Source organism: Mucilaginibacter puniceus (genome assembly GCF_054783175.1).
This window is the reverse complement of sequence record NZ_BAAGRB010000002.1, coordinates 1,333,914-1,350,119: the sequence shown is the minus strand read 5'-3', so window position 1 is coordinate 1,350,119 and position 16,206 is coordinate 1,333,914. Positions and strand designations below refer to the sequence as shown.

General features: G+C 39.0%; 14 protein-coding genes. 13 read left to right on the top strand and 1 reads right to left on the bottom strand.

Annotated elements, in window-relative coordinates; all coding sequences use genetic code 11:
• Positions 1-514 precede the first annotated feature (514 nt).
• Positions 515-2,542, bottom strand: coding sequence for an excinuclease ABC subunit UvrB (uvrB, locus tag ACYVJ6_RS13030; RefSeq protein ID WP_460694507.1), 2,028 nt, complete (start codon positions 2,540-2,542; stop codon positions 515-517).
• 499 nt (positions 2,543-3,041) lie between these two features.
• On the opposite strand from uvrB, the gene upp reads away from it, so the two are divergent.
• The 13 genes from upp (at position 3,042) to ACYVJ6_RS12965 (ending at position 16,140) form a co-directional block, all read left to right on the top strand.
• A complete protein-coding gene (gene upp, locus ACYVJ6_RS13025; protein ID WP_460694506.1) occupies positions 3,042-3,686 on the top strand; it encodes a uracil phosphoribosyltransferase in 645 nt (214 codons plus the stop codon).
• A gap of 90 nt (positions 3,687-3,776) precedes the next feature.
• Positions 3,777-4,502, top strand: a complete 726-nt coding sequence (locus ACYVJ6_RS13020; protein WP_460694505.1) for a YjjG family noncanonical pyrimidine nucleotidase — start codon at positions 3,777-3,779, stop codon at positions 4,500-4,502.
• 22 nt (positions 4,503-4,524) lie between these two features.
• Positions 4,525-5,922: a hypothetical protein gene (locus tag ACYVJ6_RS13015; protein WP_460694504.1), complete on the top strand. Its 1,398-nt coding sequence runs from the start codon at positions 4,525-4,527 to the stop codon at positions 5,920-5,922.
• 263 nt (positions 5,923-6,185) lie between these two features.
• Positions 6,186-7,037: a UDP-2,3-diacylglucosamine diphosphatase gene (locus ACYVJ6_RS13010; protein ID WP_460694503.1), complete on the top strand. Its 852-nt coding sequence runs from the start codon at positions 6,186-6,188 to the stop codon at positions 7,035-7,037.
• 111 nt (positions 7,038-7,148) lie between these two features.
• Positions 7,149-7,778 (top strand): porin family protein, encoded by a 630-nt coding sequence (locus ACYVJ6_RS13005; protein WP_460694502.1) that lies wholly within the window; start codon positions 7,149-7,151, stop codon positions 7,776-7,778.
• Between the two features lie 34 nt (positions 7,779-7,812).
• Positions 7,813-8,442 carry a porin family protein gene (locus ACYVJ6_RS13000; protein WP_460694501.1) on the top strand — a complete coding sequence of 210 codons (630 nt, stop codon included), beginning with the start codon at positions 7,813-7,815 and terminating at the stop codon, positions 8,440-8,442.
• Between the two features lie 58 nt (positions 8,443-8,500).
• Positions 8,501-9,505 carry a glycosyltransferase family protein gene (locus ACYVJ6_RS12995; RefSeq protein WP_460694500.1) on the top strand — a complete coding sequence of 335 codons (1,005 nt, stop codon included), beginning with the start codon at positions 8,501-8,503 and terminating at the stop codon, positions 9,503-9,505.
• Positions 9,506-9,543: 38 nt separating this feature from the next.
• The gene (locus tag ACYVJ6_RS12990) at positions 9,544-10,530 is read left to right on the top strand and encodes a DUF6427 family protein (protein WP_460694499.1); all 987 of its coding nucleotides are present in this window, start codon (positions 9,544-9,546) and stop codon (positions 10,528-10,530) included.
• Positions 10,531-10,575: 45 nt separating this feature from the next.
• Entirely contained in the window at positions 10,576-11,268 is a 693-nt protein-coding gene (gene purQ, locus ACYVJ6_RS12985; protein ID WP_460694498.1) for a phosphoribosylformylglycinamidine synthase subunit PurQ, read from the top strand.
• A complete protein-coding gene (locus ACYVJ6_RS12980; protein WP_460694497.1) occupies positions 11,268-11,996 on the top strand; it encodes a type III pantothenate kinase in 729 nt (242 codons plus the stop codon). Before purQ ends, ACYVJ6_RS12980 begins: the two co-directional genes overlap by 1 nt.
• A 7-nt stretch (positions 11,997-12,003) precedes the next feature.
• Entirely contained in the window at positions 12,004-13,344 is a 1,341-nt protein-coding gene (locus ACYVJ6_RS12975; RefSeq protein ID WP_460694496.1) for a hypothetical protein, read from the top strand.
• 7 nt (positions 13,345-13,351) lie between these two features.
• Positions 13,352-13,930, top strand: a complete 579-nt coding sequence (gene lptC / locus ACYVJ6_RS12970) for an LPS export ABC transporter periplasmic protein LptC (protein ID WP_460694495.1) — start codon at positions 13,352-13,354, stop codon at positions 13,928-13,930.
• 101 nt (positions 13,931-14,031) lie between these two features.
• Positions 14,032-16,140: a SurA N-terminal domain-containing protein gene (locus ACYVJ6_RS12965; RefSeq protein WP_460694494.1), complete on the top strand. Its 2,109-nt coding sequence runs from the start codon at positions 14,032-14,034 to the stop codon at positions 16,138-16,140.
• Positions 16,141-16,206: the final 66 nt, after the last annotated feature.

Here is a 16,206-nt window from a genome sequence, read left to right as displayed (position 1 = left end):
AGTGAGAGATCTATACACATGCTAATCGGTTATCTGCGTGTGTATAGTTTTCTCGTTATCACTCGAAATGACATAAGGGGGTAAATAATAAATTGTCATCTCGAACATTAGTGAGAGATCTATACACTGCCTTGTGAACTAGCGTGTGCATAGATTTCTCGTTATCACTCGAAATGACATAAGGGGTAAATAATAAATTGTCATCTCGAACATAGTGAGAGATCTATACACATGCTAATCGGTTACCTGCGTGTGTATAGTTTTCTCGTTATCACTCGAAATGACATAAGGGGGTAAATAATAAATTGTCATCTCGAACATTAGTGAGAGATCTATACACTGCCTTGTGAACTAGCGTGTGTATAGATCTCTCGTTATCACTCGAAATGACATAAGGGGTAAATAATAAATTGTCATCTCGAACATAGTGAGAGATCTATACACATGCTAATCGGTTACCTGCGTGTGTATAGTTTTCTCGTTATCACTCGAAATGACAAGGTGGAGAGGATTGCTACGAAAACTTCTCTTCCATCATTTTCTCCAAAGCAAACATTTCGTCTCGTAGTTTGGCAGCGCCAAGGAAGTCCATATCCTTAGCGGCGGCCAACATGTCTTTCTTAGTGTTTTCGATAGATTTTTTCAGGTCGGCTTTGGTCATGTATTGCACAATAGGGTCGGCTGCCAATGTCATTACATCCGTTTCTACGTAAGCCTTTTGTACACCGCCCTTAAAGTCAACCACCGATGTTTGCTCAATAATTTCTTCGCGGCTCTTGCCAACCGTTAGTGGCGTAATGCCATGCTCGGTATTGTATTTGATCTGTATCTCGCGGCGGCGATTGGTTTCGTCAATAGTTATCCGCATAGATTCGGTTATCTTATCGGCATACATGATAACACGGCCCCTGTCATTACGGGCGGCACGGCCAATGGTTTGTATCAATGAACGTTCTGATCTTAAAAAACCCTCTTTATCCGCATCCAAAATGGCTACTAAGGATACTTCAGGCAGATCCAAACCCTCGCGCAGCAAGTTAATACCTATCAGCACATCAAACTCACCTAAACGCAAGCCACGTAATATCTCTACACGTTGCAGGGTTTTTACTTCGCTGTGAATATAACGGCACTTTATGCCTAATCGATCCATGTATTTGGCTAATTCCTCGGCCATACGCTTGGTTAAAGTAGTCACCAATACACGGTCACCCATTTTAATGGTTTTGTCTACTTCATCCAGCAGATCGTCCACCTGGTTTATTACCGGGCGCACATCAATAACCGGATCTAATAATCCAGTAGGTCTAATAACCTGCTCTACCACTACACCGCCCGATTTTTCCAGTTCAAAATCGGCAGGAGTAGCGCTTACATATATAGTTTGCGGTGCCAACCGCTCAAACTCCTGGAAGTTAAGCGGCCGGTTATCCATCGCCGCAGGCAAACGGAAACCATAATCAACCAATGATATTTTACGCGACCTATCGCCACCGTACATAGCGCGTATCTGCGGTACGGTAACGTGGCTCTCGTCAATCACCATCAGGTAATCATCCGGGAAATAATCCAGTAAACAGAAAGGGCGCATACCCGGTGCACGGCCATCAAAAAAGCGCGAGTAATTTTCAATACCGGAGCAATAGCCTAATTCGCGTATCATCTCCAGGTCGTAATTAACCCTTTCCTCTAAACGCTTAGCTTCTAAAAAGCGACCATCATCAATAAATTGTTTTTTGCGGGTTTCCAGTTCCTCCTGTATGGCCCAGATGGATTGGGTAAAACGCTCGCGCGGGGCAACGTATAAGTTGGCCGGATAAAGCACCATGTGCGTCATTTTCTCCAGCGTTTTTCCTGTAGATACATCGAAGCTGCTTAGCTCCTCAATATCATCACCAAAAAAGGAAATACGGTAAGCATGGTCCATATACGCCGGGAAAATATCCACGGTATCACCCTTCACCCTAAAAGTACCACGTTTAAAATCGGCGGTGGTGCGGGCGTATAATATCTCCACTAATCTATGTAAAAAGGCATTACGGCTAATGCGGGTGCCTACGGCGAATTTAAATACCGAGTTGGCAAAATCTTCCGGGTTGCCCATACCATAAATGCAGGAGATGGACGATACCACGATCACATCCCTGCGCCCCGACATTAATGCCGAGGTAGTGCGTAAACGCAGTTTTTCAATCTCCTCGTTTATCTGCAGGTCCTTTTCAATGTAGGTATTGGTGGTAGGTATAAATGCTTCGGGCTGGTAATAATCGTAGTACGACACAAAATAGTTTACCGCGTTCTCCGGAAAAAACTGCTTAAACTCGCCGTAAAGCTGCGCCGCTAAAGTTTTGTTATGGCTCAACACCAGCGTAGGTTTTTGCGTTTGTGCAATAACGTTGGCAATGGTAAATGTTTTACCCGAGCCGGTTACACCCAGCAGGGTTTGAAAAGGGTCCTGGTTATTGACACCCTCAACCAACTGCCTGATGGCTTCGGGCTGGTCGCCGGTGGGTACGTATTGCGAGGTTAATTTAAAATCCATTTGATAGCACAAAGTTAACGATTAGTAATAACGATTTTGTGGTTGTAATGTTACGCTGCTGTAAAGTAAATACTGGGTTGTGACAAGGGTATGTCAGTAGGGTTTTAAAGATTAAAGAAAGAAGATTAAAGATTGGTTATTTTGCATCGGCTATCTTGGCGCGGTTGACTCACCTCAACCGCGCTTTAGGCGCTCGTCGACCCTCTCTTCACCTTCGGTGGAAAGAGGGTTGTGTAGTGGTTAACCCTCTTTGCTGCTTGCAGCAGAGAGGGTGGTCGAGCGGAGCGATGACCGGGTGAGTCAATAGCCGCGCATAGTTAATCAAAATGCGTAAAATCATGGTTTACACTTTTTTGCATCTATTTTTTATAATCATTTGATTTTCAATATATTAATTAAATTTTTTTTCAAAATGTGTTAACCTTTGTTAACCATGATTTTATACTAATTAAAACCCAATCATACTTATTATGTATATTTATTATAAAACCTGATAGCTATGATATTTATCCTCAACAAAACCAATACCATTGGCAACCAGTTCCTGGCCGAGTTGCGGGATATGAATATCCAAAAGGATAAGCCGCGCTTCCGTAGTAACCTGCAAAAGTTGGGCGAAATTATGGCTTATGAGGTCAGCAAAAAACTTAGCTATAAAGAGCAAACCGTGCAAACTCCGTTGGGTGAGGCAGCCGTTAATCTGCTAATAGAGCAGCCTGTCATAGGCACCATTTTACGTGCAGGGCTGCCGTTTCAGCAAGGGTTTTTGAATATTTTTGATCAGGCTGATGCAGCCTTTATAACTGCCTATCGTAAGGTAAAAAAGACAGGTGCGTTTGTAATAAATATTGACCATATATCAACCCCCAACCTTGAGGGCAAAGTTTTTATTTTATGCGATACCATGCTGGCCACCGGGCAAAGTATAGTAGAGGTTTGCAAACAGTTGATCGCTCAATACAAAATAAAGGACATGCACATTGCCGCCGTAATTGCCAGTACTGAGGGTATTGACCACGTGCGCGCCAACCTACCCAAAGCCAAACTATGGGTATGCGCTGTAGATGAGGAAATGACGAGCAAAGCTTACATCGTTCCCGGGTTGGGCGATGCAGGGGATCTGGCGTTTGGAGAGAAAATTTAGAGGGGATTTTAGATTTACGAATTTAGAATTACGATTAAGTAGAGTGGTAATTATGGTTGCTAGTATTACCTTTGTAAGGTGAGGTCAGCCATGGAAAAATCTAAAATCGTAACTTGTAATTCTAAAATATACAAGCACATTTTCTTCGACCTTGACCATACCATTTGGGATTTTGATAAAAATGCCGAGGAGGCTTTGCAGGAGTTGTATGTTATACACCAGTTGGAGCATATCGGGCTTTCGTCATGTGATCTGTTCATTGAAACTTACACCCGCAATAACCACCAGCTTTGGGCCGATTACCATGTAGGTAAAATAACTAAGGATCATCTGCGCGAGGCTCGTTTCCGCCAAACTTTTTTGGATTTGAAGGTTCACCCGGATAACATACCCGCCGGATTTGAAGATGCTTATGTACAACTTTGCCCAACCAAAACCAACCTGTTTCCTCATGCACATGAAACGCTGGAGTATTTGCAAAGTAAATACAAGTTGCATTTAATATCCAATGGGTTTAAAGAATCGCAGGCGGTAAAAATTGGCGGTAGTGGTTTGACTAAATATTTTCAGCACATCATCATATCCGAAGATGTGGGTGCCAACAAACCCGACAAAGCGATATTTGAATACGCTATAAACATAGCCGGGACTACAAAACACGAAAGCATTATGATAGGCGATAGCCTGGAAGCGGATGTACGCGGTGCAATTAATTTTGGTATGGATGCTATTTATTTTAATCCTTTCAATATTCCCAAGCCGGATGATGTGCCCGTTCAAATAACAGGTTTAAAAGAATTGATACATTTACTTTAATTAAGTTCCTATAAAATTAAGTATGGATAGTATATATATATATGAGACTCGTGAGTTGGATTACTTTACATCCTATCTTAATAAAGCAAAAAAAATAGGTTATAACCCAGTTGTATTATCAAATAATGATTTGGCTAATGATAAGAGATTTGCCGAATTTAAATCCACTTACACACATTTAAGCGTTAACGATTACAATTTTGAATTAAACTGTTTTGCGCGATACTTTGCAATTGCCAATATTTTAACTAATAACGATCCTTTTATACTATCAGACTCGGATATATATCTTACAAATAAAAAAATTGTACTGAGCGACACTTCTTTTGAAAATGTTTTTATAGGTAGCGAAGGCTTTATAAATGGTGTTTCTGTAGAGCAAATATCGCCTCATTTTTCTGTATGGAATAGGGATTTGATAATGGATTTTACATGCTATCTTATAAACTCCTATAAAAGAAACCAGCAAGATGATTTTTTAGGTGAATATTATGAGGCTCAAAAAAGTGTTCTGGGATATAATGTCACAGCTATATCTGATATGACTTTGCTGTATATGTGGGTAAAGGAGAATAAAATACCTTACATCAATTCAAATAGCAGTGATAATGATTGGGGTATTGAGCATAATATCTCATCATTAGGGGGTGAAAATGACGAATATCTGTCTGTATATAACCGTAAAAAAATAGAGGTTACTACAGATGGAAAAGTTAATTTAATATTTGAATCGGGCCAAAAACAAGAGATGAGTTGCCTGCATTTTCAAGGCGATTATAAGCGGATATTAAATGATTTCTACCTGGGTAATTATAAAAAGTTTGACCAATTTTCTGCGTCCGAAAGCTACAATAAAAAATTGCATTACCTGGCTGCCGGTAATAAATTAAAAAAGTACAAAATACTCGCAAGTCAATACCAGGAGATTGAAGCCGCTTTAGATGCCTATCGGGATACGATTGAATTGATACCTGACGAAGTTTATAATGAAACGCTCATGGACGGTAAGTGGTCACCTGCGGAATTTTACCGAAGTGTTTTGGAAGACGCGCTTGGTTTTATAACAGCTTTAGAGCAGTGTACACAAGATACGTGCAACCCAACACCTAAGAAAACAACTGTTTTGAGTAATTTGATATTGTTGTTCAATGCTTTTTTACCTGAAAAGATAAAGAAACAGATAATAGCCGGGAATGGGCTCTCGGCGGAGAAAATTTCAAAAACCGAGGCCCGTAATCTTATTGTAAAATGCAATCAACGTATTAAAATAGTAGCCCCATTGACGTATGGCGCCAATAAAAACTGCCGTATAGCGCACCCCCATCTGGGTATGCTTAATGCTAAACAATGGTTTAAGTTTATCAAAATATATTTGCAATATAATTTAATACAATTACAGCGTGTCAAAAATAAATTTTAGTTTTTATGAAACCTTTTACATTTAACATAGTCATAACCTAAAATTAATCTCCGTTTTTAACCTTTGTAAAAAAATAGCATTATGCATTTTGAATATGCTTATTTGGTTGTTGTAGGATTGTTGCTGTTAACCGGCCTGTTCTATTTGAGCCCTTACGAGTTAAGTGTTAATGAGGACGACGAAGACGAATAATCGTTGGCTGAACACTTTATACCTTACTAACCGGTACCAATTACCGGGCGGAACAATTATCCTCCAATTTAATGGCAAAACGCGAAGTTGACCTGGTTATCATATCTGATGTGCATTTAGGTACCTATGGCTGCCACGCTAAGGAATTGCTTAAATATCTCAAAAGCATCAAGCCCAAAATGGTTATCCTCAATGGCGATATTATTGATATCTGGCAGTTCAGCAAAAACTATTGGCCCGAAGCGCATATGAAAGTAGTGCGCCGTATTTTAAAATTTGTTACCGATGGTATCCCGGTATACTACTTAACAGGAAACCACGATGAGATGTTGCGTAAGTTTACCGATTTTAACCTCGGCTCATTTCAACTGTTAAATAAAATTGTACTCAATATCGACGGAAAAAAAGCCTGGATATTTCACGGTGATGTATTTGATGTAACCATGCAACATTCCAAATGGCTGGCTAAACTAGGGGCAATAGGCTACGATACACTAATATGGCTAAACAGTATGACCAATTGGTTTTTAACGCTGTTGGGCAGGCCAAAAATGAGTTTCTCGCAAAAAGTAAAAGCCAGCTTTAAAGAAGCGGTAAAATTCATCAACCAATTTGAACAAACCGCTGCCGACCTGGCCGTAGCTAAAGATTACCAGTATGTAATATGCGGCCACATCCATCATGCCGAGATAAGAGAGATTGCCGCTACTGATAGCCCCGGCAAAGTGCTTTACTTAAATTCGGGCGATTGGGTGGAGAGTTTGACCTCATTAGAATACAACGACGGTAACTGGACTATTTTTAAATACAACCCCAACGATTTTAACACGGATACCGATGAGGACGATACCACAGATGCCGAAGATCTGAATGCTAAAATGAACGTTATGGACCTTTTGGAGCGGTTTAAAAAGGAAGTGTGATCTGCGTTTAAAAGCATTTTGCAACAATTTAAAATACAACTACAACTAGAGTTTTAATTATACCACGGAATATCTACCTTAGCGCCTTCAAACCAAATCACAAAAGAAATAATGAAAAACCCTATCCTTTCAATGGCAATAGCCTGTGTGGCTATAATTTTCGGCGTAAATAACACTTATGCACAAAAGTCAAAAACTCAAATTGGTATTAAAGCGGGCCTTAGTCTAACAACTTTAGGGGCTGCAACAAATAACGGCGTTTCTGTTAACTACGGTTACCGTCCGGGATTTCAAGGGGGAGTTTTTCTGGAAGCACCATTGTCAAGCAGTATTTTATTTAGCCCGCAGGTATTATATACTCAAAAGGGAGGTAACATTAATACAACCATAAGCGGTATCAAGTTTGATGGTTATATTCAGTTAAATTACATAGATGTTCCGTTACTTGTTGGTTTTAAAGCCAGTCCTAACTTATCATTTTATATCGGTCCGCAGGTTGCATTTTTGCTATCTGAAAAAGATGTTATTACTGCAAGTAATGGCTCTGGTAGTACATCTACCAGTACTACAGGAACTACAAAAACTTTGTTTGGCGGTAACTTAGGGGCTGGTTACAAACTAAATAAAAATGTTGGTTTAAATATTAACTACATTTATGATTTTAGCCATGCTGCCGAAGAAGGATATAGTAATGGTGAAAGAAACAGCGGCTTTGTTTTCAGCCTGGGTTATTCATTTTAGTTTCGTTTGCGCATCTATTACTAACCACGGTTAAATGAGAAACCTTATCTTATCTATTGCATTAGCTAGTATGGCTATATTTTTTGGCGCGACTAATATTTACGCGCAAAAGGGTCAAACTCGTATCGGTATTAAAGCCGGGCTTAGCGTAACAACTTTAGGTGCTTTTGATTATCCTGGTCTTTTTTATGATTATAATTTTAGACCAGGTTTTCAAGCAGGTGTATTTCTTGAAACACCAATTTCAAAGTCTGTTTTATTTTCTCCGCAAGTATTATTTACTCAAAAAGGAGGAAACGTAAATACTACTAGTCAAAATGGAATAATTTTAAAAGGAAGTACTCAAGTAAACTACATTGATGTGCCATTATTGGTAGGCTTTAAAGCCTACCCTAAGTTAATATTTTATGGAGGTCCGCAAATGTCATTTTTGGCATCAGAACACTATATATTAACTATAGGTAAGAGTACAGTAACCTCCACAGAAACTACCGGAACAAGGAAAATCGTTTTCGGAGGTAACGTAGGGGCAGGTTATAAAGTTACAAGCAATTTAGGTTTAAACATAAACTGTATTTTTGATGTTACTCCCACATTTGAAGAAGCTTATGATGGAGGCGAAAAAAACAGAGGCTTCGTGTTTACATTAGGTTATTCATTTTAATTTCCCGGTAGTTTAACATAACTGCAAGCAAATAATATCTTTGTTGGTACAAAAACCAATGAAGATATTATTTGCTATACAGGGAACAGGAAACGGCCACATCAGCCGTGCTCGCGAAATTGTTCCGCTATTGCAAAAATATGGCGAAGTTGACCTGCTGGTAAGCGGCACCGAAGCCGAGGTTAGCCTTTCGCAGCCACTCAAATATCGTTTTCATGGCGTTAGTTTTGTATTTGGCAAAAATGGCGACGTGGACAAATGGGCCACTTTTAAGATCATGAATCTTTGGCAATTTGTAAAAGATATTTTGCGCTTGCCCCTTAACCGTTACGACCTGATCATTAATGATTTTGAGCCCGTAAGTGCATGGGCCTGCAAACTCAGGAATATACCGGCCGTGTCCTTGAGCCATCAATGCTCATTTGTATCACCCAAAACACCACGTCCCAAAAAATGGAACTATGGTGCCTGGTTTTTAAAAAATTACTCACCCACTACCTATCATATTGGGTTTCATTTTGAGCGATATGATGATTTTATACATACCCCGGTTATCCGCAGCGAAATACGCAACCTAAAAACCGCTAACCTGGGGCATTACACGGTTTACCTGCCTGCTTATGATGATAAAACACTGATCAAGTATTTAAGTAAAAACCCGGCTATACAATGGCACGTTTTTTCAAAACGCGAAAAAACAGCCTACCAAAGCGGCAATGTGCATATATTCCCGGTAAATAATGAGGCCTTTAACAATAGTTTGGCCACTGGCGAAGGTTTGCTTACGGGCGGTGGTTTTGAGGGTCCTGCCGAAGCGCTTTATCTGAAAAAAAAGGTAATGATGATACCCATGAGGGGCCAATATGAGCAGCAATGCAATGCCATAGCCGCAGCACGGTTAGGTGTAAAAGTGCTTAGCGCTATTGATGAAAATTTTTCGGCACATTTGGAGGATTGGGTTAATGATGATAAAAAAATTGATATTAATTTTCCGGACGAGACCGCGCAAATTGTGGATGATATGATAAAGCGGTATGCAAAGCCCGTAACTATTTTACCTTAAGGTTATTTTCTTTTAATATTGTCTTTCAAACAACCCTCATGATCAATACTTTCAAAAAGTTTAACCCAATTAATATTTTATGGCTGGCCATTTTACTGGTGGTGCTGCGTATAGGGTATGTTTGGCATGCGCCTGATGAAATTGGATTTACTTTAATTGAGCCGTTTGCCCACTTGCTCAACAATGTAGAATACGATTATGTATTGCCTACAGGTTTAAATGTATTTATTGCGGGAATTGTGGTATTAGGGCAAGCTTTAATGTTGAATACCCTGGTTAATTATTATAATTTATTGGGGCGTTCAAGCTTTTTACCGGCGTTAATGTATATAGTTATAACCAGCTTGTTTACCCCGTTTTTGGTATTGAGTTCGCCCTTGTTATGCAATTTCCTGATTATATGGATGCTATATAAACTGCTTAGCCTTTATAAGGGTATCGATGCCAAATCAACTGCTTTTGATTTGGGTATGATAGTAGCATTAGGCTCATTAATATATCTGCCGTTTATTTATTTCTTTTTAGCTATATGGATATCGCTCATCATATTTAAACCGTTCGACTGGCGCGAGTGGGTATCAGGTATAATGGGTTATGCCACTGTTTTTTTCTTTTTGGCCGTGTTTTATTATTTGAACGACAGGCTCTCGCAGTTTTATACCATATGGTTGCCATTAACTACCAAGTTTCCTGATAGTATTAACATCAACTACTACAATTACCTCATATTAATACCGGTTATTGTCATATTTATACTTGGATTTTTCAAAATAAGACAAAACTTTTTTAGAGGATATGTTCAAATACGCAAGTCATTCCAGTTGTTGTTTTGTGTTTTTATAGTTGCCGGTTTATCTTTTTATGTAAAGGCTCATTTTCAAATGAGCCACTTTTTGTTGTGCGCAATACCCGCCGCGGTGTTTTTCTCGTACTATTTTTTATATGCCGGGGTACGGTGGTTTTATGAATCGCTTTTCATTATCCTGCTTGCAGGAATAATTTACTTCCAGTTTAACACTTTTTAACTTTTACATTCGTTCAAATTTCCGCGGTTATATTAGCTTTGTGTCATGAAATTTGGTGTAGTAATATTTCCGGGATCTAATTGCGATGAAGACATCATCCACGTATTAGAAAAAATAATGGGCCAGCAGGTGGTACGCCTGTGGCACAAAGATCATGACCTGCAAGGTGCTGATTTTATTGTGCTGCCCGGGGGCTTTTCATTTGGCGATTATTTGCGTTCAGGTGCTATTGCCCGTTTTTCGCCTATTATGCAGGAGGTTATTCAGTTTGCAGCTAAAGGCGGTAACGTTTTAGGTATATGTAATGGTTTCCAGATATTAACCGAGGCTGGCTTACTGCCCGGTGCGTTATTGCATAATAAGCACCGCAAATTTATTTGCCGCAATACTTTCATGATACCACAAACCAGCAACTCGTTAATAACTGCCCGTTTAGACATCCAAAGAGCATTAAAAATACCTGTAGCGCATGGCGAGGGTAATTACTTTGCCGATACGGATGTTTTGAAAAGCATTAAGGATAACGACCAGGTTTTATTTAGGTATTGTGATGAAAGCGGTAACATTACCGACGAAGCAAACCCTAACGGATCAATAGAAAATATAGCAGGCGTATGTAATGCTGGCCGTAATGTATTTGGGTTTATGCCACACCCTGAGCGTGCAGCCGACCCATTATTAGCTAATGAGGATGGCCTGGCTATTTTTGAATCCATATTATCATTAACTAAAGCCTAATGGCCAATTTGGTTATCGATATTGGCAATACTTATACAAAAGTTGCTGTATTTGATAACAATGTATTGGTATATACAAATCAGCACACAGCGTTTGATACCAATGACCTTTTGGTGTGCCTGGGTAAATATGTTATAAAAAAAGCAATTGTTTCTACAGTAAAAAGCCAGGCGGAGGAGTGGGAAGCTGTATTAAATAGTAAGGCCGATATGGCTTATTTTAATGCAGCTGCCTTTACAGGTATTAACAATAAATATTTAACCCCGCAAACATTAGGGGCCGACAGGTTAGCGGCAGTTACAGGAGCCAACTATTTATACCCTGATGCGAATAACCTGGTAATTGATGGGGGCACTTGTATAACTTATGATTTTATTGATGCCGGTAAAAATTATTTTGGCGGAAGCATATCACCGGGATTAAATATGCGTTACAATGCTTTAAACTATTATACATCAGCGCTGCCTTTGGTTAGTAGGAACGATGAATTTACAGAAAGCTATGGCAATAATACAATTACTGCAATACAATCGGGCGTTCAAAATGGCATAAAACATGAATTAACCGGCTTTATTAAAAGTTATATAAAAAGCCATCAGCAAATAAATATTATACTAACAGGAGGCGACAGTATTTTTTTTGATACTCTATTGAAAAATAGCATCTTTGCCCCCTATATTAAAATTGAGCCGCATTTGGTTCTAATAGGATTAAACGCAGCTATATAAGAGCATAATGATTAAATATACTAAGTTTTTTATAACATTTTTATTTGCTGTTGCAGCATTGGGTGCAAGGTCACAATCAACCGCAACAACCAGCTCACCCTACTCGCGCTATGGTTTAGGCGACCTAAGTCCGGGTGTATTGCCTCAAAATGCTGGTATGGGAGGTATTGCCACAGCAACCAACCGTATAAATGGTTATATGAGTATTAATCCATTAAATCCAGCATCATACTCGCAAATACGCACAATGGCAATTGATGCGGGCTTGTATGGTAACAGGGTATCTTTTAATCAAAACGGACAGGCCAGTAAAACCGATGCTAATTTTTCTATCAGCCATATAACTTTTGCTGTTCCTATCACAAAAAAATCTGCCTTAAGCTTTGGCCTTTTACCTTATAGCCAGTTGGGTTACAACTACAACCAATCAATAAAAGGGTTTGGTACAGGTTCGCCGGTTGATACTAATACGGTAAACTACCGTTATAACGGCGAAGGCGGTTTAACAAAAGCATACTTTGGCTATGGCATAGGTATAGGTAAAAATATAACGGTTGGGGCAAACCTGTCATATATTTGGGGTAATTTAAAACAAACCCAATCTACCGAATTGCCAAAATTACCCGGCGCGTTAAACTCACGAATTGAAGATAATAATAGTATTAGCGGATTAAATTATGATTTTGGCGCCCAGTATATAATAGATTTTTCTTTAACAAAACGTTTAACTTTGGGTTATTCTGCTTCAGCTAATTCTAAACTTAATAACCAAAACACCTATATAGTAAGTCAATATTTTTTAAATTCTGATGGAGTAGCAAGTTTGCCGGTAGATTCAGTTATCAGCAGGCAAGGGGTACAAAATAAAATACAGCTTCCTCAAATTAATCATTTTGGTGTATCGTTCCAGGAGGAGGGTAAGTATTTGGTTGGGGTTGACTATAGCATTGGAAAATGGTCAAATTACTCTGTTGGCGGTGTAAACCAGGGGTTACTGGACAGTAAAACTTTGAATATTGGTGGTCAGTTTACACCTAACAGGGATGCAATAGGTAATTATTGGGCTACTATTGATTACCGTTTAGGTGCAATATTTAATCAAAGCTATTTAAATGTTAGCAACCCGGATAATTCGGGCTTTACCAATATAAAATCAACAGCAATTACCTTAGGGTTAGGGTTGCCACTGCGCCCTTATTATCAAAATACGTTTTATAAGGTGAATATATCGGCAGAGATTGGGCAGCGCGGCACTTTAAAGGGTGGGTTGATTAAAGAGAATTATATTAACCTGCGTATAGGTTTTACTCTTAATGACAGGTGGTTCCAAAAACTAAAGTTTGATTAATTAACAGATGCGTAGTGGTGCAAAACAAACGTTATTGTTATCCGCACTGCTTATAAGCATGCTGCTGGTAAGTGCATGTGAAAACGATATCAATAAGATCAAAGAATTATCTGCCTTAGAATTAGAGAAGCCCCAGCAGGAAACCCGTGGGGTTGATGTGATGTACAGCGACTCGGCAAAAGTTAAAATGCGTTTGGAAGCCCCATTATTAATTGAATATAATGATACCGCAAAAAATGCTACACCCTACAATGTAACCCCAAAAGGTGTAAAAATTACTTTTTATAACCCCGATAGAACCCAGGCGGGGGTTATGGTTGCCGATTCGGCTATACAGTATCCAAAAACAAAAATTACTGAATTTTATAAAAACGTAGTTTGCACATTTTCAACAGGCGAAACTCTTAAAACCGAAGAGTTGATATGGGATCAGGAAAAGAAAATCATCTATTCAAAAAAATATGTAATAATAAACTTTACCGACGGGGGCTACAAAGACGGTGTAGATTTTATGAGTAATGAAAAGCTTACGAACTTTACTTTCAGTCAGTCTACAGCTACATTTTACACAGATGAAACACCCTGATTTGCCATAACTTATAGGGTTAAATTTTGTTTTACATTTTTTTACTAAAAATTGTATCTTGCGCCCTCTTTTAAATGAACAATAACATTATATAAAATTATATGGCTGTAATGGGTTATCTGCGTGAGCGGATGGGTAAAATAGTAGCATTTGTGATCGGTCTTTCACTATTCGCATTTGTTGTAAGTGAAGTAATAAGCAGTGGCGGGTCTTTTTTTAAGGAAGACAGTAATGAGCTTGGACAAGTAGAGGACCAAAAAATCCTTTATGACGAGTTCAGTCAAAGTGTTGAGCAGGGGCTTGAGCAATTTAAACAATCAGGGCAAGGTGCTTCACCTCAAATTACTGCCTATGTGCAGGAAAACACCTGGAACCAAACTGTAAACAGGTTGCTTATAAATAAGCAGGTTGAAAAACTGGGTTTAAAGGTTGGCGTTAACGAAACCCAGGCAATGATAAGCGGAAGCAATCCGAGCCCGCAAATTGTACAAGCGTTTACTGACCCTCAAACCGGTAAATTTGACAGAGCTAACTTGCTTTTAGCTATACAAAATATTAATACGCTTAAGGCAGATGATCCACAGAGAGTACAATGGACCAATTTTATCACTAATTTAATACGCTCAAAGGAAGGTGAAAAATATATAGCGTTGGTAACCAATGGTATATATGTTAACTCATTAGAAGCCAAAGACGATTACGAGGCCAAAAACAAATTGGTTAATTTTAAATATACCTCGCTTGACTATGCGTCAATTCCCGATAGCAAGGTAACCTTAACAGATGCAGATTATAGCAATTATTATGACGAGCATAAAACGCAGTTTAAAAATCAGGAGGAATTAAGAGATATTGAATATGTTACTTTTAACGCTGCACCTTCAAAAGAGGACTCATTGGCGGTAAAAGAGCAGGTTGCTAAATTAATACCGGCATTACAAGCCAGCACCAACGATTCGTTGTTTGTGCAAATAAATGCTGAATCTAAATTACCTGTAGTATTTGTGGGTAAAGGTAAATTGGCTGATCCGAAATTAGATTCGGTGATGTTTAATGTGGCACCCGGTACTATTTACGGCCCTTATCAATCAAATGGAAGGTACAGCATAGCTAAATTGGTTGCGGCCCATATGAGTCCCGACTCAGTAAGTGCAAAACATATATTAATTGATCCAAGCATAGAGGGTGGTGTTGATAAAGCACTTGCCAAAGCCGACTCAATTAAGAAGGTAATTCAAGGGGGTAAATCATTTGCTGATATGGCAAGTATGTACTCTACAGATAGGCAATCGGCATTAAAAGGCGGTGATCTGGGTACTTTTGGGCGTGGTGCAATGATACCTGCTTTTGAAGAGCCTGTATTTAACGGCAAACCAGGCGAGTATAAAATTGTAACTACTCAATATGGTGTACACTTAATTCTAATTGGTTCTCAAAAAGGCTCATCAAAAGTAGTTAAGGTAGCAGTTGTTGATAAATTATTAACCCCAAGCAGTAAAACACAATCTGCGGCTTACAGCAAGGCGCAAGCTTTTTTAGTGTCGTTGGATGATGATAATTTTGATCAGCAGGCAAATAAAGCGGGTTTAAAGAAGGAGATAGCCGAAAATATTACAGGTGTTGCCGCAAGCTTACCCGGCCTTACCGGTGCACGAGACGTGATAAGATGGGCATTTAAAGCAGAAAAAGGCGACGTATCTGAACAGGTATTTACTGTTGACGATCAATATGTAGTTGCGCGTTTAGCAGGAGTTAAACCCAAAGGCATATTAGCGTTGGATGTAATTAAAAAACAAATAGAACCGGAAGTAAGAAATAAAGTGAAAGCTCGTATGCTTACAGAAAAATTTAATGCTGCTTTAAAAGGATCGTCAAGCATTGATCAGGTTGCACAAAAGGCAGGCAGCAAAGTTGTGCCGGTTCAAAATATAGTTTTTGCTAACCCAATTTTACCGGGGGTTTCTGCCGAGTACAAATTGATTGGTACCGTGTTTGGCTCACAACCTAATAAATTATCAAAGGTAGTTGAAGGGCAGCAGGGTGTATATGTATTTGTGGTTGATAGTTTTATAAACCCTGCCCCGCTAAATAATTCGGTTAGAGAACGTCAGCAAATAGCACAATCTTTGTTACAGCGTGCCGAAAGCCAGGTGTTTGAAGCCCTGAAAGATAAGGCTAATGTAAAAGATAACAGAGCGAAGTTCTTATAATAAAAATTAAAGTAATTTTGTATCCGGGAATAGCGTTATAGCTTTATTCCCGGATTTTTTATTTTA

What these genes read in the sequence shown, in the direction of transcription:
- uvrB (WP_460694507.1), bottom strand. Translation starts at nt 2,542, where the DNA reads ATGGATTTTAAATTAACCTCGCAATACGTACCCACCGGCGACCAGCCC.
- upp (WP_460694506.1), top strand. Translation starts at nt 3,042, where the DNA reads ATGATATTTATCCTCAACAAAACCAATACCATTGGCAACCAGTTCCTG.
- ACYVJ6_RS13020 (WP_460694505.1), top strand. Translation starts at nt 3,777, where the DNA reads ATGGAAAAATCTAAAATCGTAACTTGTAATTCTAAAATATACAAGCAC.
- ACYVJ6_RS13015 (WP_460694504.1), top strand. Translation starts at nt 4,525, where the DNA reads ATGGATAGTATATATATATATGAGACTCGTGAGTTGGATTACTTTACA.
- ACYVJ6_RS13010 (WP_460694503.1), top strand. Translation starts at nt 6,186, where the DNA reads ATGGCAAAACGCGAAGTTGACCTGGTTATCATATCTGATGTGCATTTA.
- ACYVJ6_RS13005 (WP_460694502.1), top strand. Translation starts at nt 7,149, where the DNA reads ATGAAAAACCCTATCCTTTCAATGGCAATAGCCTGTGTGGCTATAATT.
- ACYVJ6_RS13000 (WP_460694501.1), top strand. Translation starts at nt 7,813, where the DNA reads ATGAGAAACCTTATCTTATCTATTGCATTAGCTAGTATGGCTATATTT.
- ACYVJ6_RS12995 (WP_460694500.1), top strand. Translation starts at nt 8,501, where the DNA reads ATGAAGATATTATTTGCTATACAGGGAACAGGAAACGGCCACATCAGC.
- ACYVJ6_RS12990 (WP_460694499.1), top strand. Translation starts at nt 9,544, where the DNA reads ATGATCAATACTTTCAAAAAGTTTAACCCAATTAATATTTTATGGCTG.
- purQ (WP_460694498.1), top strand. Translation starts at nt 10,576, where the DNA reads ATGAAATTTGGTGTAGTAATATTTCCGGGATCTAATTGCGATGAAGAC.
- ACYVJ6_RS12980 (WP_460694497.1), top strand. Translation starts at nt 11,268, where the DNA reads ATGGCCAATTTGGTTATCGATATTGGCAATACTTATACAAAAGTTGCT.
- ACYVJ6_RS12975 (WP_460694496.1), top strand. Translation starts at nt 12,004, where the DNA reads ATGATTAAATATACTAAGTTTTTTATAACATTTTTATTTGCTGTTGCA.
- lptC (WP_460694495.1), top strand. Translation starts at nt 13,352, where the DNA reads ATGCGTAGTGGTGCAAAACAAACGTTATTGTTATCCGCACTGCTTATA.
- ACYVJ6_RS12965 (WP_460694494.1), top strand. Translation starts at nt 14,032, where the DNA reads ATGGCTGTAATGGGTTATCTGCGTGAGCGGATGGGTAAAATAGTAGCA.